The organism is Paenibacillus sp. FSL H3-0329, assembly GCF_037963285.1.
Classification (GTDB): Bacteria; Bacillota; Bacilli; order Paenibacillales; family Paenibacillaceae; genus Paenibacillus_AQ; species Paenibacillus_AQ odorifer.
In genome coordinates this window covers 6,260,375-6,284,464 of record NZ_CP150150.1, presented here as the reverse complement: position 1 = coordinate 6,284,464, position 24,090 = coordinate 6,260,375, and the positions used below count along the sequence as shown (strand labels likewise).

Below are 24,090 nucleotides of genomic sequence, written 5' to 3'. Positions count from 1 at the left end.
TCTCAGGGAGGTTTTATGTTATAATAATTGTCGGTAGATTACTATATTTGTCAGGAGCGTTACGCAGTGAATGTAGATGTAAGCATACTTATTGTCAATTACAACACGTGTCGCCTGACGATGGACTGTATCAGGTCGGTATATGACTCAGAAACGAACTATTCCTATGAAATTATTTTGATAGACAACAATTCCCATGATGATTCGGTAGAGATGATTGGTAGAGAGTTTCCAAGTGTCATGTTGATCGCAAATAACGACAATGTCGGTTTTGCCCGTGCAAATAATCAGGGGATGGAAGCTTCATCCGGACGGTATGTACTATTGCTCAATTCAGATACGGTGGTACGCAGGGATACGCTGGAGACGATGATCTCCTTTATGGATGGTCGGCCCGATGTTGGGGCGTCAGGATGTAAGATTATTTTGCCAGATGGGTCGCTGGATAAAGCGTGTAAGCGAGGATTTCCTACGCCATCCGCTTCCTTCTATTATGCTTTTGGTTTCAGTAAGTTGTTTCCGGATCGACCGAAGTTTAACGGTTACCAGTTAGGTTATCTGGACCCTGATCTTGATTACCCGATAGATTGTCTGGTGGGTGCGTTTATGCTGCTGCGGCGGGAGACGATTGATCAGGTCGGCGGATTAGATGAAGAGTTTTTTATGTACGGTGAGGATTTAGACTGGTGCTATCGTATTAAAGAGGCTGGTTGGGAGATTTATTATTATCCGAAGACCTCCATCGTACATCTCAAAGGCGGCAGTGCCAGACGTAGACCGTTCAAGATTGTCTATGAATTTCACAGGGCAATGATTTTATTTCATCGTAAGCATTATAGTAGGAAGTACAACAGTATTATAAATGGAACAGTATATGCTGGTGTTGGTATGAAGTTTGCTCTGTCCCTTTTGCGGAATGCCCTAATCTTTCCTAAAGCAGTTCCATCACCTGCACAGAGTCTTAGCTCTGCCCCTGAAACAGGCACTCGTAACGATAAGAATACTGAGGTGAGATTATGATTCGGCGGAATCAGAAATTTTTGACACAGCTCTATATGGTTGCTGATTTCATTGTCATTCAGCTGTCTTTTTTGGCGGCTTGGTGGCTTAAGTTTAAGAGTGGATGGATGGAATTTTACAATCCTCTACCCGTAGAGTCGTACGCTTATTGGAGTATGATCTATGGCGGAGTAGCTGTCTTAATCGGTATCCTTTTATCGCTTTATTTGCCTAAGCGTAAGAAACGTTTTGTCGATGAATTTATTAAGATTTTCCAAGTGCATATCATGAGCATCTTCATCCTGCTCGGTCTAATGTTTTTCGTGAAAGAAATTGATATCTCCCGTACATATCTGGCTATTTATATGGGATTTAATGTTCTTTCCATTATGCTTTACCGTTATGTGTTGAAGAAGATGCTTAAATCTTTTCGAGAAAAGGGATTCAACCGCCAGTTCGTGCTTATTATCGGCGCTGGTACACTCGGCAAAAGATTCTACAACAATTTGGAGCAATATCCAGAGCTCGGATATGAAGCTATTGGTTTCTTAGACGACTATCATACTTGGGATGGAATTGAAGAACAGCGCTATAAACCGATTTTAGGTACGGTTGATCAGTTATCCGGAATGCTGGAGATGCTGCCTGTGGACGAGGTTATTCTAGCCTTGCCGCTCGATGCGCATTCTAAATATCCTTCCATTATTGCGGCCTGTGAAAAAGCAGGGGTACGCACATTGATTATTCCGGATTTCTTTGATTATTTACCAGCTCGACCTTACTTTGATAACTTTGCAGGTATGCCAATGATTAATGTTCGTGATATTCCACTGGATATGACGGGGAATAAGATGGCAAAACGTTTGTTTGATATCGTGTTCTCTCTATTCGCTATTATTATGATATCTCCCGTGATGCTGATCGTAGCTCTCGGCGTACGTCTTACCTCACCGGGACCGATTATATTCCGGCAGGAACGGGTGGGACTTAATCGGCGTAATTTTATGATGTATAAGTTTCGTTCAATGAAGATGCAGCAGGACGGGGAAGAGGATACAGGTTGGAGTACGCGGGAAGATCCTCGTAGAACTCGATTTGGAACCTTTATCCGTAAGACAAGTCTGGATGAGCTTCCGCAATTTTTTAATGTATTACTCGGTCATATGAGTGTAGTTGGCCCACGGCCAGAACGACCATTTTATGTAGAACAATTCCGTGATGAAATTCCGAAGTATATGGTGAAGCACCATGTGCGTCCAGGAATTACGGGCTGGGCACAGAGCAACGGGCTGCGCGGGGATACTTCAATTGAGGAACGGATTAAGCACGATATTTTCTATATCGAGAACTGGTCCTTACTGTTCGATATTCGAATTATTTTCAAAACGATTCGCAACGGCTTCGTTAACAAAAACGCATATTGAGACCTGCACTTATTTAGATTTGTGAAATTTTAATAATACCCCGTTTTGCCACAGGCAGAGCGGGGTATTAATTTTCTAATCTAAACTTTGTAAAGGAAACTCACAACTATGAATAAGAAAAAGATTATTGCAACCGTAGTAATGATTGTCGCACTAATAATGATTCTTGTAATAACGTTGAACAAAGAGGAAGAGCAACCCGCGAGCGGTTTTGAAGCGCACAGAATCGTTGCACATGCCATGGGGGGAATTAACGGCTATACGTATACCAATGCTTGGGAGGCCTTTGTCGCTAACTATGAACGGGGAACTCGCGTATTTGAAGTTGATTTTTTGTTATCGAAGGATGATCAGTTGGTTGCTCGGCATGAATGGACAGGCAATATGAGCAAGCTTTTAGGTCAGTTGGAGGTTCTCCCTGCTAATAAACAGGGTGTGGCACTAGATTACGAGGAATTTATGGACAGCCCCATCCTGAATATATACTCTCCGCTTGATATTGAGAAGGTGCTTGATCTAATGCAGAATTATCCAGATGCTTATATCGTTACGGATACCAAAGAAATCCAACCGGAACTTATAGAGAAGCAATTTACATTGCTGACCGAAGCGGCGCAGCGTCGGGATCCAGCGTTGTTGGAGCGGATAGTTCCACAGATCTACAATCAGCCGATGCTTGATGAGATCAATAAGGTGTATTCTTTTCCAGAAGTGCTTTACACCCTGTACCAATCTAAGGATACGGATGAACAAGTTATTGAGTTTGTTAAAAAAACAGGTGTGGATATTACGATGCCAGTTAGCCGGGCCACCAAGAGTTTTGTCAAACAGTTAAAAAATATTGGAGCTCGTGTATACGTTCATACAGTGGATGAAGAGGATGAGATTAGAGAGTTATCTCGTATGGGTGTAGACGGATTTTATAGTGATTTTGTGCCTGAAAATGATTTGAATAACCTCAAAGGTATACGCTGAAATCTTTCTCCACTCATTACCACTAATATATCCCCACAAAGTGATGCTTTCCTCAGATGCGTATTCAGGTACTTTGCAGGGACCCCAAATTTATATACGAAAAAATGTTCGTATTTTTGTTCGCTTTAAATTGACACACCTCCTGTGCTGGCATAGACTAGATCTATATCTTTTGCGGCGGCAGGAGTGTTTTGTCTTGCCCAAATGACAATTAAGGATGATTCTCATGAAATCAGTACAGCAAATGATCAAACCTTGGCGGCATGTGTTTAAGTTGGACCCGGATCGTATGATTTCTGATGAGGATTTGGAGGCCGTTTGCTTGTCCGGCACGGATGCCCTATTGATAGGGGGCTCTACAGGAGTAACCTATGAGAATACAGTAGATCTCTTATCAAGAGTAAGACGTTTTGAACTGCCCTGTGCACTCGAGGTATCCGAACTTGAAGCTGCTGTACCCGGATTTGATCTTTATATGATTCCTATGGTGCTAAATACACCCGATCCAGCTTGGATTGTAGGTCATCATCGTCGAGCTATAGAGCGTTATGGATTTATGATCCCATGGGATCAGCTGCTAACGGAAGGTTACGTCGTTTTGAACAGTGATTCTTCAGTTGCGCGGATTACAGGGGCCGAGACAACCATTAATGCTGAAGAGGCGGCTGCGTATGCCCAGGTTGCGGACAAGCTGATGTCTCTGCCAATAGTATATCTTGAATATAGCGGTAGATTTGGGGATATGGAGACAGTACGTATAGTGCGTGAGATGGTGGAGCAAGCCCAACTATTTTATGGAGGCGGCATTACTTGTGAGGCGGAGGCCGAGCAGGCAGCAGCTCTATGTGATACAGTAGTTGTCGGCAATATTATTTATCGGGATGTAGAGCAGGCAATTCGTACGGTATTAGCTGTTAAAAAGACGGTGCAAGAGCAGTTCGAGTAGCGGCTAGCTTATGGACTACTTATGATTTGTAATTTCATTTTTGGAAAGGAGCATGTTACACATGCAACTTATTAACATACAAGACGCGGTCAGCCGATTGAATCCTCCACAAAGGCAGGCTGTCGAAACTACTGAAGGACCCCTTTTGATTATGGCTGGTGCGGGCAGTGGGAAGACGAGAGTGCTGACTCACAGAATTGCCTGGCTGATTGCTAATCGAAAGGCGCCGCCTTGGGCGATTTTGGCGATTACATTTACGAATAAAGCTGCGAGGGAAATGCAGGAACGTGTATCTAAGCTCGTTGGACCTGAGGGAAGAGATATTTGGGTATCTACCTTTCACTCCATGTGTGTTCGGATCTTGCGGAAGGATATTGAGCGGATTGGATTTACCTCCAACTTCTCGATTCTGGACTCTACAGATCAGTTATCAGTTATTCGTAATTGCATGAAGGAACTGAATATTGATACGAAAAAATTCGAACCGAAAGCTGTACAAGCCATAATTAGCGCATCTAAGAATGAGTTGATAACTCCGGCGCAGTATGAGCAAAAAGTCGGTGATTATTTCGAAGGTTTAGTTGCTAAGGTTTATAAAATGTATCAAAGACGTTTGAGAAGCAATAACTCGCTTGATTTTGATGATTTGATTATGAAGACTATCGAATTATTTAAGGAAGTTCCCGAGGTTCTGGATTTTTACCAAAAGAAATTCAAATACATCCATGTGGATGAGTATCAGGATACGAACAGAGCACAATACATGTTGTGCCGCATGCTGGCAGACAGCCACCACCGCATTTGTGTGGTAGGGGATAGTGACCAGTCGATCTATCGCTGGCGTGGTGCGGATATTACGAATATTCTTAATTTTGAAGAGGATTATCCGGAAGCGAAGACGATTCTGCTAGAACAGAATTACCGTTCAACCGCTAATATCCTGAATGCAGCCAATTGGGTAATCGCGCTTAATAGTGGCCGTAAACCGAAAAAGCTGTGGACCGATTCCGAGGAAGGCGCCAAGATTAAGGTGTACCGGGCGGATTCCGAGCATGACGAAGGATATTTTGTAACCGGAGAAATCAGCAAAAATGTGAAACAAGGTCAAGCCTACCAGAATCACGCGATTTTGTATCGGACGAATGCTCAGTCACGGGTAATAGAGGAAATTCTGATCAAATCAGATATTCCATATCAAATCGTTGGCGGGATCAAGTTCTATGATCGTAAGGAAATCAAGGATCTGCTGGCGTATCTACGTTTATTGTCTAACCCTGATGATGATATCAGCCTGACGCGTATTATTAATGTTCCTAAGCGTGGATTAGGAGATACAACGGTTGGTAAGCTGGCAGCTGCGGCTGGTGAACGTGGTGTTTCTATTTTCCGCGTTCTGCAAACGGTCGATGATTTGGGCTTTGCTGGACGGACGCGGAATATGCTAGTAGAGTTCTACGATATGATTGAAGCTCTGCATCGTATGGTGGAGTTCTTGTCTGTAACCGAATTGACGGAAAAAATACTGGAGATGTCGCAGTACCGTTTGGAGCTGCAAAATGAAAATACACTCGAATCACGTTCGCGGCTAGAGAATATCGATGAGTTCTTATCGGTGACGATGGAGTTTGAAAAGAACAATGAAGACAAGTCGCTGGTCTCCTTCCTCACGGATCTTGCACTTATCGCAGATATCGATAGTGTGAACGATGATGAAGAGGATCGTAGTGATGCGGTTGTGTTAATGACGATGCACAGCGCCAAAGGTCTGGAGTTCCCGACGGTATTTATCGTCGGAATGGAAGAAGGCGTGTTCCCACACAGCCGTGCCTTCCAGGACAACGACGAGCTGGAGGAGGAACGCCGGCTTGCGTATGTGGGGATCACCCGCGCGGAGAAACAACTGTTTCTCTCTTGTGCGCGGATGCGTACGCTCTTTGGCCGGACGACGGCGAACCAACCGTCCCGCTTCTTAGAGGAGATTCCGGAGGAACTGAAGGAAGATACCGTTAAGACTCAAGACCGCTTCCAGCGCGGAGGCGCGGAGGCAGGCGGTGCTTACGGCGGACGCGGTTTCGGCAGCGGTGGCCGTGGGAACTTTGGCGGCCGAGGCGGAGCCGTCGGAGCTACGCCGGCAGGCGGCGGAAGCACGGCGTCAGCGGCGGCAAGCAAGAGCAGCGTGACCGTGACCTCCGGAGGCGCACAGCGTGCTACCGGAGCAGGGGCTGCAGCAGCTGGCGATTACAAAGCGGGTGACAAGGTCTCCCACGGCAAATGGGGCACCGGCACCGTTGTATCTGTTAAAGGCAGCGGGAATGACACGGAGCTGCAGATTGCTTTTCCGGCACCAGTGGGTGTCAAACGTCTGCTTGCGGGGTTTGCGCCGATTACCAAAGTGGAATAATAGCAGACAACGATTAACGAACGGATATTTAGACCACGCTAACTTTAGGAAACTTATTGACGGAGGGATGTACCTGCATGGATGCTATGCATGTGATGGAAGAGCTTGTTGCGGAATTAAATAATTATAATTACCACTACTACACGCTGGATGCACCGCTAGTCAGCGATAAGGAATACGATGTTTTATACGACAAGCTTGTAGCACTGGAGGCTGAGAGTGGCTTCGTGCTACCAGATTCGCCTACACAACGTGTAGGTGGAGAGCTGCTTAAGGGCTTCACGCCGCATCGGCATCTGGCACCGCTTTGGAGTCTGGATAAAGCACAGAATATTGAACAGCTGCGCAGCTGGAATACCCGGGTGCTCCGGTTAGTGAATGAATACAATCTTAAGAATCCAGACAACCCTCTTCCTGATCCTTGTTATGCAGTAGAACTGAAGTTCGATGGCTTAACGCTGAATTTAACCTATCGTAATGGTGTTCTCGAACAGGCATCGACGCGTGGCAATGGTGTAGTTGGCGAAGGAATACTTGCACAGGTGAAGACCATCAAATCCGTTCCATTGACGATTCCCTTCAAGGATGGGGTCATTGAGGTTCAGGGTGAAGGGATTATGAATCTGTCTGTGCTGGCTGATTATAATACAAGGGCTGCAGAGCCGCTGAAGAATGCGCGTAATGCAGCAGCAGGTGCACTGCGTAATCTTAATCCGAAGACTACTGCGGACCGCCGTTTGAACGCTTTTTTCTATAATGTAGGCTTTGCAGAAGGCGCGGAGTTCGCTGACCATCAGGAAATGATGGATTTTCTGCGGAATAACAAATTTAAAGTGAACCCATACCTGACCTACTGCAATGATTTTGATGATGTAACTGAGCAGCTCGCTGGAATCGAGGAAAGTCGTTCGAGTCTTGATTACCTCATTGATGGGGCTGTAATTAAGGTCACGGATTTCCGGATCCGTGAGGTGCTTGGCTACACTGACAAGTTCCCGCGTTGGGCAGTTGCTTATAAATTTGAAGCCGAAGAAACGACGACCGTGCTGGAGTCTGTTAGCTGGAATGTAGGTCGTACAGGTAAAGTGACTCCGCTGGCTCGGGTTGAGGCTGTAGAGCTTGCCGGAGTTACCGTTCAGAACTGCACCCTGAATAATGTGGGTGATATTGAGCGCAAAAACTTGAAATTCGCCTTAGGTTCGCGGGTCTTTATTCGCCGTTCCAATGATGTTATCCCAGAAATTCTCGGCAAGGTAACAGAGGAGAATGACGGTGGAGAGATTATTTTCCCTGAGGACTGTCCAGCTTGTGGATATCCGTTAGAAATGCGCGGAGCACATCTTTTCTGTAACAATAAACTGAATTGTAGGCCGCAGATTATCAGTCGGATCACCCACTTTGCTTCGCGTGATGCGATGGATATCGAGACGTTTAGTGAGAAGACGGCGGGTCAGCTCTATGATGAGCTTAATGTACATGACTCTGCGGATCTGTATGAACTGAACTTTGAGCAGCTTGTACAGCTGAACCGTTTTGGTGAGAAAAAAGCACAGAATTTGCTGCAAGCTTTAGAAGATAGCAAAGGTAGAGATCTTGCTTCATTTCTCTTTGCGTTAGGGATCCCTAACACAGGTAAAGCAACGACGAAGATGTTGGCTGATCATTTCCGCGATCTGGATGCTGTGATGCAAGCCAAAGCCGAGGAGCTCGCTGAGTTACCAGACATTGGTGGGATTGTCGCCGAGAGCATTGTCAGCTTCTTCGCAGACCCAGTTGTAGTAGCTAATGTTTCCCGCTTGCGGACGTTGGGTGTGGAAGCAAAGGCTCCTGAGGCGCCACGTCCTGTTAGTACCGATTCCTTCTTTAGTGGCAAAACGGTCGTATTGACCGGTTCCTTGCAAAAGCTTACCCGAGATGAAGCAGCTGAACGTCTGGAAGCACTCGGAGCAAAGGTGTCGGGAAGTGTGTCGAAGAAGACGGATTTAGTTATTGCTGGTGAAAAAGCTGGCAGTAAGCTGGCTAAAGCGCAGCAGTTAGGCATTCAGGTCATTGAGGATGAAGATGAGCTAATTCGCTTGTTGGATATGTAAGTAACAAACTATATTCGATTCCAAAAGGTTCCCGGTTCCATTTCGTTTAAGTACGAGAGGAGCAGGGGCCTTTTTTGCGTGGATTACAACTAAACGTTTCATTTTTAGAAAAAAATTCGGATGATCTGCTAATATATAGCTATAGATATTTATTACTATATTTGAAAGGAAACCCTTCCTGTGAAGAGAGAAACGATATTGTTAGTAGACGATGAGAAGGAAATTGTAGAACTGTTAACGATTTATCTCTGTAATGAAGGCTATAGACTGCTAAAGGCTTATGATGGAATGGAAGCGCTGGAATGTCTGCAGAAAGAGGAAGTTGATCTAATTATTCTTGATGTCATGATGCCTAAAATGGACGGGCTAGCTGCATGTATGAAGATCCGTGAAGAGCGGAAAATGCCAATTATCATACTATCAGCCAAAAATACAGATATGGACAAGATCTCCGGCCTGAGCCTCGGGGCAGATGACTACGTGGGCAAGCCGTTTAATCCTTTGGAGATTGTGGCACGAGTAAAATCACAGTTGCGCCGTTATCACGGATTTAATAAGGATAGTAATACGTTGGGAAACGACAGCAAACTAAGCTTTGAGGATCTGACTATAGATACGTCTAAGCATGAGGTGTATGTAGACCAGCAGAAGATTAAACTGACTCCGCGGGAATTCTCTATTCTAGAGCTTTTAGCGAGACACCAAGGTCAAGTGCTTAGCTTGGAGCAAATTTACAATAAGGTATGGAATGAACCCTTTTTAGATGGCGGTAACACAGTGATGGTACATATTCGTAATCTCCGAGACAAAATCGAAATCGATTCGAAACGCCCACGTTATATACAAACCGTCTGGGGAGTTGGCTATAAATTAGACGGACCTTCCTGAAAGGATTAGGTGAGGCTTCTTGAATTCTAAATATATAACGACGATTCGCTGGAAGTTTATGTTTGCTTTTTTGCTGAGTGTGCTTTCGGGCGCTTTGCTGCTCATGGCAGGGTACCAACTCGTCAACTTTATGATCTATCTAAATCCGGCTTCAGAGTCGGCTCCCTATTCACGCATACTGCGCTGGATTATTAATCATATTGGCTCTATGCCACTAATGACAGCAGCGGGTATTATCAGCTTTTTATTATTCTTTTTTATCTACACTCGTAAAGTTGTGCTGTATCTGGAAGAGATCACAAAAGGGATTCGAGAAATTACAAGCTCCGGGATGTCCCATAGAATTGAAGTCAGAACCACAGATGAGCTGGGTGTGCTGGCTGAGAATATTAATGAAATGGCTGAGCGTTTGCAGCACTCCATAGAGGAGGAACGTAAAGCTGTAAATGCGAAAAATGACTTGATCACAGGTGTTTCCCATGATTTACGCACCCCGCTTACCTCTGTCTTGGGCTTTCTGGAATACATTGAACAAGATCGATGTCAGGAAGAAGCGGAAATCCGGTATTACGTGGATATAGCCTACAACAAATCCCTGGTGCTGCGTAAACTGATCGATGATCTTTTTGAATACACACGTGTAAATAGTGGAGAGTACCCTTTGGTTATGCAGAGATTGGATTTGAAGGCCTTCATACGGCAGCTGGCGGAGGAGTCAGTTCCTGAACTAACAAAGGCGGATATGATCTATGAAATCGAGGACGTTGCTGATGAGTTATGGATAGAGGCTTCGCCTAAAGAATTAGTACGTGCTTATGAAAATTTGATTACTAACGCGATCCGTTACGGCAGAAGCGGCGGGAAATTGGAGATAGGTTTCAGTAAAAAGGAAAATGATGCTGTGGTCCGTATTAGCAACTTCGGAGAGAGGATTGCGGAAAGTGATATCCCTTTTATTTTTGAACGATTCTATCGGGCAGAAAAGTCGCGTTCACAGCATACAGGCGGCTCAGGGCTTGGACTTGCGATTGCCAAAAGTATCATCGAACGCCACAATGGCGTTATTTATGTAGAAAGTATATCTCTTCGCACGGATTTTATTACCCGTTTCCCATTCTTCATAGAATCTTAAGAAAACTATGGCGGGTTCTTAAGATTTGGAAGTTATCCTTGTGGCACAAGGAGGGAACTACCATGCCAAAACTTCGGACGGTTCGTATCAGCTATTTATATATTTTTATGGGTTGCGCTCTTTTGAGTGCTGCCTTTCTTTTTGTTGTCCAGCGAGCTGTCGCTTTGCTGTATTCTCATTATTCGGGTCAATCAGGAGCCTTTTTTGTCCGGCTTATTCATTGGGTTATTAATCATATGGGTCAAACCCCTAGTGCCATCCTTCTATTTATTCTAGTCTTCGGTGGGCTGTATGTTCTTCGTTCACAGAAAATGGCTGATGATTTGCGCTCGCTAGTGGTGGGAACCTCGGAGCTGGCAGATAAAGGAGTCGCCCAGAACATCAAGGTTCTCTCTGGAGGAGAAATAGGTGAAATTGCTGCTAACCTCAATCGAATGCAAAGAATAGAAGTTCCAGAAAGAGGTGCAAGCTCAAAGCGGATAGAGGACACACCAGCAGTAGCTTTATTAATAAGGACTAGGGCGATACTTCGCACTCTCCGTGAGGTTGAAGAGGATGAGGCGGAAGTACATACACTTCTTGCAGCAGCGAATGATGAAGTGCGGAGTATGGAGCGGTTCCTGGAGAACCTGATTATCGAATCATGAGCAGATGGAATGCACGCACCCGGATATTGCGAGTAGGGTACCTATTATTTGATGTGAGTGTTATTAGTACGGTATTGGTGCTTTTGATTTTGTTCTATGTATACCAGTATGGGGGGATTGTACTTAACCGGCATGAGGATAGGCTGCAATTGCCAGAATCAAGCCTCATCACAGCTTCAGATGGAACAGTTATACGAATGACTCCGCTACCGAGCTCGGGTTATAGGCTTACAGCAGAGCTTGAGGAGATGCCGGCTTTATTAATAGATACCTTTTTAACAGTAGAAGACCGCCGTTTTTATAGCCATCAAGGGGTCGATTATAAAGGGATATCACGCGCGTTCTTAAAAAATATCTTGGACATGAGTTTATCAGAAGGTGGCAGTAGTATTACTCAACAGCTTGCTCGCAATCTTTATTTGAACAGAGATAAGAATATGCTGCGCAAGTTAAATGAAACCGCTATTGCTTTTGCCTTGGAGCAGCGACTGACGAAACGTGAGATTTTGCAGCTGTACCTCAATCAGATTTATATGGGGAGGGGACAATCTGGAGTAAAAGCAGCAGCGAAGCGTTACTTCGGCGTGTCTGATCTGAAAAAATTGGAGATCTGGCAAATAGCCACTCTGGCGGGAATCCCTAAAGGCCCCTCTATTTATAACCCAGTAGACAATAGTGCATTATCCAAAACGAGAAGAAATCTAGTGCTAAAGATGATGTTCAATCAGCGACTAATCACGAATGGGCAAATGCAGGAAGCTATGAATAAACAATATCAGCCTCCAGCTGCGGTCGAAAATGGGGTTGCCGGAGTGTACTATGTGGATGCCGCCCTTAAGGAAGCGGCTCAGATCACAGGGAAATCCGTAGAGGAGCTTCGTACAGGCGGCTACACTATAGTTACAGGTTTGAACATCAAAGCACAGCAGGCACTTGAGCAGGCCGTTCTCAAAGAGGCTTCATTTCCACCTGACGGAAAAGATCAGCAGGTAGAAGCAGCTATGACCATAATGGATCATCGTACAGGAGAAGTAGTGGCATTGATTGGTGGGCGAGATCAAAACGAGGGCAATTTGAACAGAGCTATTATTGATGCACGTCAGCCGGGTTCTAGCTTTAAGCCGATCATTGATTATGGACCTGCACTGGAGAGCGGGAAATTCAACCCGAATAGTATGCTGTCCGACCGTAGAGTTGCTTATGGCAGCTACAAACCTGAGAACTTGAACGGTATATACCAAGGTCAGGTCACAATGAACACAGCTTTGCAAAAATCCATCAATGCACCAGCCGTATGGGTATTGAAGCAGGTTGGAATCTCTTCTGCGCGGCAATTTGCCGCCAAATTAGGAATTGTACTGACGGAGGAGGACAATCATTTATCAATAGCTTTGGGGGGGCTTCATAATGGGGTTTCTCCACTAAAAATGGCCCAGGCCTACAGTGTCTTTGCTAGTGGAGGCAAATTTAATGCGGCTCATATGGTGCGCTCCATAACGGATTCAAAAGGGAAGGTCTTGTATACTCATCCCTCTGAATCACGTCAGGTAATCTCGCCGCGTACCGCAGAAGCGATGACGGCTATGTTACGCAATGTTGTTAATGAAGGAACAGGGAAAAAAGCGCAGATGAACAGACCAGTAGCGGGAAAGACCGGTACGACCCAATTGGACTTGGCTGGCGTGAGCAAGAAAGCTAATCGGGATCTTTGGTTTGTAGGCTATACTTCGGAGTGGACAGCTGCGGTATGGATGGGTTTTGATCGTACGAATCAGGATAATTATATGACTGAAGGCAGCGGGAAGGCTGCCGCTCTATTTTCTACAGTAATGAGTAAAGCCTTAAGTGATCATTGAGAAGTTATTGCGCCGCCCATTCTTCTAATTTCTCATCTCTAGGAAGCAGCAAGGCAAGAAACCCAAGCAGCGGGAGGAAGCCGCAAGCGATGAACACTTTAGCAATCCCGATACTATCAATGAGGTTGCCGAGGACTAATGAGCCGATCCCGCCGAGTCCAAAAGCAAGTCCCGTGATCAGACCTGAAACTGTGCCAATGTTGCCCGGATATAGCATTTGAGCATAAATGACGGTAACAGAGAAGCTGGACAGAAGTATGAAACCGCCAATCAGCAGCAATACAGCCGCCCATAATGGACCTACAAAGGGTAGAGCAAGCGCAAAGGGAACGGTTCCGACCATTGACAGTAAGATGAGATTACGCCGTCCAAAACGGTCAGCCAGCGGACCCCCAAAAAATGTACCCACTGCGCCAGCAGCCAAATACATAAAAATATAGATTTGGGCTTTATCCAGTGTCATTTGATATTTGTCCATTAGATAGAAGGCGTAGTAGCTGCCGATAGAAGCGCCATACCAAGACCTAACAAAGACTAGGAATACAAGAATAATCGTTGCTGTTCGTATGCTTTTTCGGCGGGCAGGGTCGATTGCCCGTGCTGTTGATTTTTTATGAAAGGTATAACCGGCATCTAGCATTTCTCTATACCAGCGAGCTACATAGGTCTGAACAGCGATTCCGGCAGCCGCGACGATCGTGAAGCCTAGGGCACCAATCTGGCCAAAGGGGATGAATACCCATTTCGTAAGCATTGGACCCAGGGACTGTCCAGCATTGCCGCCCACTTGAAAAATAGATTGCGACAATCCCTTTCGCTGACCTGCGGCCATATGAGCAACACGCATACCCTCTGGGTGGAAGGTGGCTGAACCGAATCCGATCAGGATAACCGAGAATAAGACCAGAAAATAGCTATTGGCATAAGCCAATAGAAGTACACCTAGAAATGTGCTGCACATACCCAGTGGTAATAATATAGGACGGGGTTTACGGTCTGCAGCATATCCAATGACGGGTTGGATTACTGATGACGTCATATTTAAAGCGAATGAGATCCATCCAATCTGGGCGAAAGAGAGCAGAAGATTATCTTTGAGAATAGGGAAGATTGCTGGAATGACTGCCTGTATAGAATCATTAAATAAATGAACAAAACTGACAGCTAACAAAATTTTATAAATCGTTGCCTGCTGCAGATTACGCTGCTCCTTGTCCTTGCTGTCTACCGTGGACGCAGCGTCTGTAGGTTTGGTCTTCATTTTGACTCCTCTCTGTACTGATAGTTAGAAGGTAAGATTGGCGAATACGATAAATTCTATTTAGCCACAAATAATGGATGAATGGTATCAATTTGTGTTGTATGGAAGTTATTTATACGAATGATTTTTTTATTTCAAAAAAAGCTTGCAAACTCAATGACAGCATGGTATATTATCTCTTGTGCTTACGACGCATCGCACATACGAAACACAAGCGATGAAAAAATAAGTTGACAAGATAGAAACAAACATGATATACTCTAATTCCTGTGCAAGAGACATTGAATGTCAAAATGCTAGGAGTAAGTTCTTTGAAAACTGAACAAATGGAACACGTTAATTTTTAAAAAGATTCATTTAATGAATCGTCAGTTTCAAAATGAGCATATCGCTCTTTTCAATACTAATTGGAGAGTTTGATCCTGGCTCAGGACGAACGCTGGCGGCGTGCCTAATACATGCAAGTCGAGCGGAGTTATTTTGAAAGCTTGCTTTCAAAATAACTTAGCGGCGGACGGGTGAGTAACACGTAGGCAACCTGCCCTTCAGACTGGGATAACTACCGGAAACGGTAGCTAATACCGGATAATTTCTTTTTTCTCCTGAGAGAAGAATGAAAGACGGAGCAATCTGTCACTGAGGGATGGGCCTGCGGCGCATTAGCTAGTTGGTGGGGTAACGGCCCACCAAGGCGACGATGCGTAGCCGACCTGAGAGGGTGAACGGCCACACTGGGACTGAGACACGGCCCAGACTCCTACGGGAGGCAGCAGTAGGGAATCTTCCGCAATGGGCGAAAGCCTGACGGAGCAACGCCGCGTGAGTGATGAAGGTTTTCGGATCGTAAAGCTCTGTTGCCAGGGAAGAACGTCCGGTAGAGTAACTGCTACCGGAGTGACGGTACCTGAGAAGAAAGCCCCGGCTAACTACGTGCCAGCAGCCGCGGTAATACGTAGGGGGCAAGCGTTGTCCGGAATTATTGGGCGTAAAGCGCGCGCAGGCGGCTATTTAAGTCTGGTGTTTAAACCTTGGGCTCAACCTGAGGTCGCACTGGAAACTGGGTGGCTTGAGTACAGAAGAGGAAAGTGGAATTCCACGTGTAGCGGTGAAATGCGTAGATATGTGGAGGAACACCAGTGGCGAAGGCGACTTTCTGGGCTGTAACTGACGCTGAGGCGCGAAAGCGTGGGGAGCAAACAGGATTAGATACCCTGGTAGTCCACGCCGTAAACGATGAGTGCTAGGTGTTAGGGGTTTCGATACCCTTGGTGCCGAAGTTAACACAGTAAGCACTCCGCCTGGGGAGTACGGTCGCAAGACTGAAACTCAAAGGAATTGACGGGGACCCGCACAAGCAGTGGAGTATGTGGTTTAATTCGAAGCAACGCGAAGAACCTTACCAGGTCTTGACATCCCTCTGAATCTGCTAGAGATAGCAGCGGCCTTCGGGACAGAGGAGACAGGTGGTGCATGGTTGTCGTCAGCTCGTGTCGTGAGATGTTGGGTTAAGTCCCGCAACGAGCGCAACCCTTAACTTTAGTTGCCAGCAGGTAATGCTGGGCACTCTAGAGTGACTGCCGGTGACAAACCGGAGGAAGGTGGGGATGACGTCAAATCATCATGCCCCTTATGACCTGGGCTACACACGTACTACAATGGCCGGTACAACGGGAAGCGAAGCCGCGAGGTGGAGCCAATCCCATCAAAGCCGGTCTCAGTTCGGATTGCAGGCTGCAACTCGCCTGCATGAAGTCGGAATTGCTAGTAATCGCGGATCAGCATGCCGCGGTGAATACGTTCCCGGGTCTTGTACACACCGCCCGTCACACCACGAGAGTTTACAACACCCGAAGTCGGTGGGGTAACCCGCAAGGGAGCCAGCCGCCGAAGGTGGGGTAGATGATTGGGGTGAAGTCGTAACAAGGTAGCCGTATCGGAAGGTGCGGCTGGATCACCTCCTTTCTATGGAGAATCGTTCTCTGCAATGAGAACATTCAAATCGGAAGCTCAGCTTCCACAACTAATTAACGTGTATCCATTTGTTCGGTTTTGATGGAATTTGCGGGGCCATAGCTCAGCTGGGAGAGCGCCTGCCTTGCAAGCAGGAGGTCAGCGGTTCGATCCCGCTTGGCTCCACCAACAAACTTCATCTATTTGTTATGTCTATACACTTGATCCTTGAAAACTGGATACCGAAACGAATTTGCGTTTTAGAACATCTTTTAGCAACTTGTGCAAACAAGTGAATGTTATTAGTGAGATTTTTCTTCGGAAGAATCAAGGTTAAGCTAATAAGAGCACACGGAGGATGCCTAGGCGCCAGGAGCCGACGAAGGACGTGGCGAACAACGAAACTGCCTCGGGGAGCTGTAAGCAAGCTTTGATCCGGGGGTGTCCGAATGGGGAAACCCAGCTGTGGTAATTCGCAGTTACTCATACCTGAATACATAGGGTGTGTAGAGGCAGACCAGGGGAACTGAAACATCTAAGTACCCTGAGGAAGAGAAAACAATAGTGATTCCGTCAGTAGCGGCGAGCGAACGCGGAACAGCCTAAACCAAGGGGCTTGCCTCTTGGGGTTGTGGGACGTCTCACATGGAGTTACAAAGGAATATGGTAGGTGAAGAGGTCTGGAAAGGCCCGCGATAGAGGTAAAAGCCCTGTAACCTAAACTGTGTTCTCTCCGAGACGGATCCCGAGTAGTGCGGGGCACGTGAAACCCCGTATGAATCCAGCAGGACCATCTGCTAAGGCTAAATACTACCTGGCGACCGATAGTGAAACAGTACCGTGAGGGAAAGGTGAAAAGCACCCCGGAAGGGGAGTGAAATAGAACCTGAAACCGTGTGCTTACAAAAAGTCAGAGCCCGATCTATGGGTGATGGCGTGCCTTTTGTAGAATGAACCGGCGAGTTACGTTTAACATGCAAGGTTAAGCCGAGAAGGTGGAGCCGCAGCGAAAGCGAGTCTGAATAGGGCGATTTAGTATGTGGACGTAGACCCGAAACCGTGTGATCTACCCCTGTCCAGGGTGAAGGTGCGGTAACACGCACTGGAGGCCCGAACCCACGTACGTTGAAAAGTGCGGGGATGAGGTGGGGGTAGCGGAGAAATTCCAATCGAACTCGGAGATAGCTGGTTCTCCCCGAAATAGCTTTAGGGCTAGCCTCGGTATAAGAGTAGTGGAGGTAGAGCACTGATTGGGTGCGGGGTCCGCAAGGATTACCAAGCTCAGTCAAACTCCGAATGCCATATACTTATTGCCGGGAGTCAGACAGTGAGTGCTAAGATCCATTGTCAAAAGGGAAACAGCCCAGACCATCAGCTAAGGTCCCCAAGTGTGTGTTAAGTGGGAAAGGATGTGGAGTTGCACAGACAACCAGGATGTTGGCTTAGAAGCAGCCACCATTGAAAGAGTGCGTAATAGCTCACTGGTCGAGTGACTCTGCGCCGAAAATGTAACGGGGCTAAACACACCACCGAAGCTATGGCTAGATACTATGTATCTGGGGTAGGGGAGCGTTGTGTAGGGGTTGAAGGTGTACTGAAAAGAGCGCTGGACACTACACAAGTGAGAATGCCGGTATGAGTAACGAAAAGATCAGTGAGAATCTGATCCGCCGAAAGCCCAAGGTTTCCTGAGGAAGGCTCGTCCGCTCAGGGTAAGTCGGGACCTAAGGCGAGGCCGAAAGGCGTAGTCGAAGGACAACAGTTTGAAATTACTGTACCACCGTAATCCGCTATGAGCGATGGGGTGACGCAGGAGGGTAGTGACGCGGACTGATGGATGTCCGTCTAAGCAGTGAGGCTGATGTGTAGGCAAATCCGCACATCGATAAGGCTGGGCTGTGATGGGGAGCGAAAATTATAGTAGCGAAGGTCATGATCTCACACTGCCAAGAAAAGCCTCTAGCCAGGAGAAGGTGCCCGTACCGCAAACCGACACAGGTAGGCGAGAAGAGAATTCTAAGGCGCGCGGAAGAACTCTCGTTAAGGAACTCGGCAAAATGACCCCGTAACTTCGGGAGAAGGGGTGCCCCGGTAGTGTGAATAGCACGAGGGGGCCGCAGTGAAAAGGCCCAAGCGACTGTTTAGCAAAAACACAGGTCTGTGCGAAGCCGCAAGGCGAAGTATACGGGCTGACGCCTGCCCGGTGCTGGAAGGTTAAGGGGAGTGGTTAGGGGTAACCCGAAGCTATGAACCGAAGCCCCAGTAAACGGCGGCCGTAACTATAACGGTCCTAAGGTAGCGAAATTCCTTGTCAGGTAAATTCTGACCCGCACGAATGGCGTAACGACTTGGGCGCTGTCTCAACGAGAGATCCGGTGAAATTTTAATACCTGTGAAGATGCAGGTTACCCGCGACAAGACGGAAAGACCCCATGGAGCTTTACTGCAGCTTGATATTGAATTTGGGTACGATCTGTACAGGATAGGTGGGAGCCGTAGAAATCGGAGCGCAAGCTTCGGTGGAGGCGCCGTTGGGATACCACCCTGATCGTATCTAGGTTCTAACCTAGTACCCTTACCGGGTACGGGGACCGTGTCAGGCGGGCAGTTTGACTGGGGCGGTCGCCTCCTAAAGAGTAACGGAGGCGTTCCAAGGTTCCCTCAGAATGGTTGGAAATCATTCGCAGAGTGCAAAGGCATAAGGGAGCTTGACTGCGAGACCTACAAGTCGAGCAGGGACGAAAGTCGGACTTAGTGATCCGGTGGTACCGCATGGAAGGGCCATCGCTCAACGGATAAAAGCTACCCTGGGGATAACAGGCTTATCTCCCCCAAGAGTCCACATCGACGGGGAGGTTTGGCACCTCGATGTCGGCTCATCGCATCCTGGGGCTGAAGTAGGTCCCAAGGGTTGGGCTGTTCGCCCATTAAAGCGGTACGCGAGCTGGGTTCAGAACGTCGTGAGACAGTTCGGTCCCTATCTGTCGTGGGCGCAGGAAATTTGAGAGGAGCTGTCCTTAGTACGAGAGGACCGGGATGGACGTACCGCTGGTGCACCAGTTGTTCCGCCAGGAGCATGGCTGGGTAGCTACGTACGGACGGGATAAGCGCTGAAAGCATCTAAGCGTGAAGCCCCCCTCAAGATGAGATTTCCCAATTAGTAAGACCCCTTGAAGACGACGAGGTAGATAGGTTGGAGGTGGAAGTGCAGCAATGCATGGAGCTGACCAATACTAATCGGTCGAGGGCTTATCCTATACTTAGAATGCAGATTCGTTTCGGATTCAGTTTTCAGGCGATTAAGCCTGTAACACGCTTAGAAATTCATTCTCACTTCTGGTGATGAACCGAATTTCACGCGGCAGCGTCTGTTTCACAGACGCATGTTTGGTGGCGATAGCGGAGGGGTTCCACGCGTACCCATCCCGAACACGACCGTTAAGCCCTCCAGCGCCGATGGTACTTGGACCGAAGGGTCCTGGGAGAGTAGGACGTTGCCAAGCACACAAGACCACTGTTGAGTAATCGACAGTGGCTTTTTTGCGTCTATTATAGATTGTGGAAAACTTGTGGATAATTCATTGGAATTTGCAGAAAACTTACGCACATGTGGATAGATAATTAAAAGGCAAAAAATCACCGAATGGTGTGGATTAAGTACATATTTATGTAGATCTGTCAACAGAAAACCTAAGTAATACACGGGTTGCTGTGGATATAGTCAGATTTATGTGGATAGAGGGATTGATAAGTGGATAATTATTTTAACTTGAATAGGACAAGATTACAAGACTATTTTTGAAACTCCTTAAAGCTGTGGATAACTAAAAAAAGTTCGAAAAATATCCTTATAATTCGCACACAATACACTCTCTTGTTATACTAACCATAAAAGTAAATTCATAAATGGTGAGGTGAGTTTTGTGGATATCAGACAGTTGCACTCAGAAGAGTTTGATCTAAGCATGGATTTATCTGAATATGCTTTTCAATACAAGCTGCCTAGTGAGAAAAGGGCTAATGCTAAGGAAAGATTTAAAGCAGAACGCGTATGGGGTGCTTTTGAAGAAGGTACTTTGGAAGCCAAACTTACTCTTCTTCCATTCCAAGTGTACATACAAGGTAGATTAGTACCTATGGGAGGGCTCGCTGGGGTAGCGACATGGCCGGAGAATCGCAGACAGGGTCATGTGGCAAAGCTCCTAGCGCATACGCTGCAAACGATGAATGAGGCGGGGCAGACATTATCTTTTCTGCATCCGTTCTTGATCCCCTTTTATCGCAAATTTGGTTGGGAAGTTTATTGTGAATATAAGAAATACTCCATTCCTGTTGCCAAGTTTCCCAAGAAGGTTGAAGTTGAGGGCAAGGTAAGACGTGGTGTTAAAGATATCGAAGTATTGGACAACTTATACAATCGTTTTGCAGTTAGATATAACGGAACACTTAAGCGTGATTTGGACTGGTGGGAGAACTCTGTTCTGGATAATGAAGGTCAGACTGCGGTATTTTATTCACAGCTTGGGGAACCTGAAGGATACGTACTATATAAGATAGAAAATAGAGAACTGGTCATTGATGAATTTGTGTTTTTGAACGAACAGGCCCGGCAGGGGCTGTGGACATTTCTTGCGAATCACGATTCGATGGTGACCGGTGCATCGCTAAAACTGGTGCCATCCGATGATATGTTACCCTTTTTGCTGCCTGATCCGCGTATAGAGCAGGAGAATTATCCTTATTTTATGGCGCGTATTGTTAATGCTAAAGTATTTGTGGAGAGTTATTCTTTTAAGTGTCACAGCAGTCAGAAGAAACAGGTTATTTATATTGAAGATAAATATGCACCATGGAATGACGGGTTGTGGGAATGGACTGTCTCCGAAGAGGGAGCAGCAGCTTTCTTGCGTATAGAGGGTGAACGGGATGCAGCTGACTTAAGCTGTGATATTGGTACGCTGACGATTCTAATGTTTGGATATAAACGCCCAGCAGAGCTGGCTCGTTATGGACGTGTGACTGGTAATCCGACGGCTCTGGAATGGCTCGAAGAAATCATACCGCAAGCTGAAACCGCACTTTTTGATCATTTTTAGAAAATAATTAGGCTCTCCCCTTCGAAAGATGCTGGGAGAGTTCTTTATTTCCGAATACATTCGCTGAAAAAAGTGAAAAATAAGAGAATCCTCTTGGAATTAGCACAGAATATGTTATAATATTAAAAAGTCAAAGAAAGTCAAAGTCAACGCACCTGATGACATACAGTGCGATCCTCTGAATTCGTGAAGTTTTCTTCAGACTTATATGAATGAAGTTCACTAATGAATGTCATTAAGGATGCGGGCGCAAGCGATATTATGAAGCTTTAAAGAGCACTGGAGGATGAGTGATGCGCAATATCTCTGATATTATTGAACAATATCTGAAGAATATTTTGCATGAAAGTCCCGAAGGTACGGTGGAAATCCAGCGAAATGACCTGGCGGACCAGTTCTCATGCGTACCGTCACAGATCAATTATGTTATTAGTACACGCTTTACACTGGAAAAAGGCTATGTGGTGGAAAGTAAGCGTGGTGGCGGGGGATATATTCGTATTCAACGTTTTGAATTGCCGCCCAACGTGGCACTGCATGCCCATTTAAACCATACTATAGGTGGCGGGATAGATCAGAACGCTGCCGAAGGGTTGATTTATCAACTGGAGGAAGCTGGTTTTCTAAGCAAGCGTGAGGCGTGTCTTATGCGCGCTGCTGTTTCTCGGGATTGCCTAACGGTTAAGATTCCATATCGGGATGAGATTCGGGCCAAGATTATGAAGGCGATGTTAATCTCTTTGTTAGGCAAATAATTGTCAATCATAAGGGAGGGGCTTTCGCTTATGCAATGTCAGGAATGTGGCGTCAAGCCAGCAACACTCCATTTCACCAAGATCGTGAATGGAGAGAAGACAGAATTTCATATCTGCGAGAGCTGTGCGCGGGAGAAGGGTGAACTGATCCCGGGAACTGCTGGAGGATTCTCCATTCACAGCTTGCTGTCTGGTCTGCTTGATCTTGAAGGGGCCGGTAAGGAAAAGACGGCTGCTACGAAGACTACGCAGAGTCTGCAATGTGAGAATTGTGGGATGACGTACTCGCAGTTTAGCAAATTGGGTCGTTTTGGCTGCAGCTCCTGTTATAAATATTTTAACAGTGCACTGGACCCGCTCTTTAAACGGGTGCATGGCAGCACTTCGCATGTAGGCAAGATTCCCAAACGTGCTGGAGCACAGATTGTGTTCAAACGGCAAATTGATGAATTGAAGCTGGAATTACAGCAAAGTATCGCACAGGAGGAATTCGAAACTGCGGCAGAGCTGCGGGATCAAATTCGCCAACTTGAAAAAGAAATGGCACAAGAGTAAAGTCTTTGATATATAGGGGGGATATGACATGTCAAGTCTCCGATTTACTGAACAAGCGCTTAGTGATTGGATGCGCTCGGGAGGCAGTCACTCCGAGATTGTAATTAGCAGCCGTATGCGTATTGCACGTAACTTAGAGCATCTTCCATTCCCTATGCTTGCTTCCTTAGAGCAATCGGAAGAAGTATTAGAGCTGCTGGCCCCTGTGTTTCATGGGGAAACTGCTGCCGAATTCGGATCTTTTCAACTGATAAAGCTTGCTGAAGTGAATGAACTGGACAAAAAGGTATTGGTCGAGAAACATCTCATCAGTCCTAATCTGGCTAATGATTCACGTGGTGCAGCTGTGATATTAAATGAAGATGAGTCGGTCAGCATCATGATTAACGAAGAAGACCATCTGCGGATCCAATGTCTGTTCCCGGGTCTTCAGGTAAGAGAAGCATGGGAACGTGCGACAGCCATCGATGATATCTTCGAATCAGCTGTTAATTACGCTTTTGATGATAAAAGAGGATACTTGACCAGTTGTCCCACCAATGTGGGTACAGGGCTGCGTGCCTCAGTAATGCTGCATTTGCCAGCACTAGTGATGACCCAACAGATCAATCGCATATTGTCAGCAGTGAATCAAGTGGGATTGACTGTAAGAGGAATTTATGGTGAGGGCAGCGAAGCAGTAGGGAACATCTTTCAAATTTCCAATCAGATTACTCTCGGTCAAACGGAAAGTGAAATCATCGAGAACCTTCACAGTGTAGTCACCCAGATTATAGAGCATGAACGAAATGCCCGTGAAAGGCTGCTTGTAGATTCCGCTTTAAGAATTACAGACCGAGTCAAAAGATCTTATGGGATTTTGTGTTATGCAGCTCTAATGGAGCTTAAAGAATCCGCACAACGGCTGTCTGATGTGAGACTTGGGGTTGACCTTGGCATACTGGAAGGCCCTTCGATTTCCGTGCTTAATGAGCTTAACGTTAAGACACAGCCAGGATTTCTGCAAAAAATGTTCGGTGACGAGATGAACGCCACTGAACGGGATATGTATCGGGCGAAACTGCTCCGAGAAACACTGGGAACACAACATTAATATAGATATTTATTATTCATGG

General features: G+C 46.3%; 15 protein-coding genes, 1 tRNA gene and 3 rRNA genes. 18 read left to right on the top strand and 1 reads right to left on the bottom strand.

Features of this window, described 5'->3' with window-relative positions; translation table 11 throughout:
* Positions 1 to 66: 66 nt before the first annotated feature.
* The 10 genes from NSQ66_RS27860 to NSQ66_RS27815 all read left to right on the top strand — a co-directional run bounded on the left by NSQ66_RS27860 (position 67) and on the right by NSQ66_RS27815 (position 13,358).
* Positions 67 to 1,020, top strand: coding sequence for a glycosyltransferase family 2 protein (locus NSQ66_RS27860; protein WP_076140807.1), 954 nt, complete (start codon positions 67 to 69; stop codon positions 1,018 to 1,020).
* On the top strand, positions 1,017 to 2,423 hold the full coding sequence (locus NSQ66_RS27855) for an undecaprenyl-phosphate glucose phosphotransferase (protein ID WP_076215976.1): 1,407 nt from the start codon (positions 1,017 to 1,019) through the stop codon (positions 2,421 to 2,423). Before NSQ66_RS27860 ends, NSQ66_RS27855 begins: the two co-directional genes overlap by 4 nt.
* Before the next feature lie 108 nt (positions 2,424 to 2,531).
* Positions 2,532 to 3,398 (top strand): phosphatidylinositol-specific phospholipase C/glycerophosphodiester phosphodiesterase family protein, encoded by an 867-nt coding sequence (locus NSQ66_RS27850; protein ID WP_076215981.1) that lies wholly within the window; start codon positions 2,532 to 2,534, stop codon positions 3,396 to 3,398.
* 226 nt (positions 3,399 to 3,624) lie between these two features.
* The gene (locus tag NSQ66_RS27845; protein ID WP_143763187.1) at positions 3,625 to 4,344 is read left to right on the top strand and encodes a heptaprenylglyceryl phosphate synthase; all 720 of its coding nucleotides are present in this window, start codon (positions 3,625 to 3,627) and stop codon (positions 4,342 to 4,344) included.
* Positions 4,345 to 4,405: 61 nt separating this feature from the next.
* Positions 4,406 to 6,745 carry a DNA helicase PcrA gene (gene pcrA / locus NSQ66_RS27840; protein WP_076215990.1) on the top strand — a complete coding sequence of 780 codons (2,340 nt, stop codon included), beginning with the start codon at positions 4,406 to 4,408 and terminating at the stop codon, positions 6,743 to 6,745.
* A 77-nt stretch (positions 6,746 to 6,822) separates the two neighbouring features.
* Entirely contained in the window at positions 6,823 to 8,835 is a 2,013-nt protein-coding gene (gene ligA / locus NSQ66_RS27835) for an NAD-dependent DNA ligase LigA (RefSeq protein WP_076222321.1), read from the top strand.
* 180 nt (positions 8,836 to 9,015) lie between these two features.
* On the top strand, positions 9,016 to 9,723 hold the full coding sequence (locus NSQ66_RS27830) for a response regulator transcription factor (protein ID WP_036678667.1): 708 nt from the start codon (positions 9,016 to 9,018) through the stop codon (positions 9,721 to 9,723).
* 19 nt (positions 9,724 to 9,742) lie between these two features.
* Complete coding sequence (locus NSQ66_RS27825; protein ID WP_076123748.1) at positions 9,743 to 10,855, top strand: HAMP domain-containing sensor histidine kinase; 1,113 nt, start codon at positions 9,743 to 9,745, stop codon at positions 10,853 to 10,855.
* A gap of 62 nt (positions 10,856 to 10,917) precedes the next feature.
* Positions 10,918 to 11,502, top strand: coding sequence for a hypothetical protein (locus NSQ66_RS27820; protein WP_076123746.1), 585 nt, complete (start codon positions 10,918 to 10,920; stop codon positions 11,500 to 11,502).
* Positions 11,499 to 13,358, top strand: coding sequence for a PBP1A family penicillin-binding protein (locus NSQ66_RS27815; protein ID WP_339279486.1), 1,860 nt, complete (start codon positions 11,499 to 11,501; stop codon positions 13,356 to 13,358). The genes NSQ66_RS27820 and NSQ66_RS27815 overlap by 4 nt, the downstream gene beginning before the upstream one ends.
* Positions 13,359 to 13,362: 4 nt before the next feature.
* Here the strand turns inward: NSQ66_RS27815 and NSQ66_RS27810 are convergent, their stop codons facing one another.
* Positions 13,363 to 14,619 carry an MFS transporter gene (locus tag NSQ66_RS27810; protein ID WP_036678676.1) on the bottom strand — a complete coding sequence of 419 codons (1,257 nt, stop codon included), beginning with the start codon at positions 14,617 to 14,619 and terminating at the stop codon, positions 13,363 to 13,365.
* A gap of 404 nt (positions 14,620 to 15,023) precedes the next feature.
* Here NSQ66_RS27810 and NSQ66_RS27805 point away from each other — a divergent pair.
* From NSQ66_RS27805 to NSQ66_RS27770, 8 genes are all read left to right on the top strand, one after another.
* Positions 15,024 to 16,581: ribosomal RNA gene (locus NSQ66_RS27805) — 16S ribosomal RNA — on the top strand.
* A gap of 101 nt (positions 16,582 to 16,682) precedes the next feature.
* Positions 16,683 to 16,758 (top strand) — tRNA-Ala (locus NSQ66_RS27800).
* A gap of 142 nt (positions 16,759 to 16,900) precedes the next feature.
* Positions 16,901 to 19,826 (top strand): 23S ribosomal RNA (locus NSQ66_RS27795).
* A gap of 129 nt (positions 19,827 to 19,955) precedes the next feature.
* Positions 19,956 to 20,072: ribosomal RNA gene (gene rrf / locus NSQ66_RS27790) — 5S ribosomal RNA — on the top strand.
* The 16S, 23S and 5S rRNA genes sit together here with 1 tRNA gene alongside, the layout of an rRNA operon.
* 420 nt (positions 20,073 to 20,492) lie before the next feature.
* A complete protein-coding gene (locus tag NSQ66_RS27785; protein ID WP_339279485.1) occupies positions 20,493 to 21,665 on the top strand; it encodes a GNAT family N-acetyltransferase in 1,173 nt (390 codons plus the stop codon).
* A gap of 293 nt (positions 21,666 to 21,958) precedes the next feature.
* Entirely contained in the window at positions 21,959 to 22,420 is a 462-nt protein-coding gene (locus NSQ66_RS27780; protein WP_036680465.1) for a CtsR family transcriptional regulator, read from the top strand.
* Between the two features lie 30 nt (positions 22,421 to 22,450).
* Positions 22,451 to 22,975 carry a UvrB/UvrC motif-containing protein gene (locus tag NSQ66_RS27775; protein WP_036680467.1) on the top strand — a complete coding sequence of 175 codons (525 nt, stop codon included), beginning with the start codon at positions 22,451 to 22,453 and terminating at the stop codon, positions 22,973 to 22,975.
* A 28-nt stretch (positions 22,976 to 23,003) separates the two neighbouring features.
* Positions 23,004 to 24,068 (top strand): protein arginine kinase, encoded by a 1,065-nt coding sequence (locus NSQ66_RS27770; protein ID WP_036680469.1) that lies wholly within the window; start codon positions 23,004 to 23,006, stop codon positions 24,066 to 24,068.
* Positions 24,069 to 24,090: the final 22 nt, after the last annotated feature.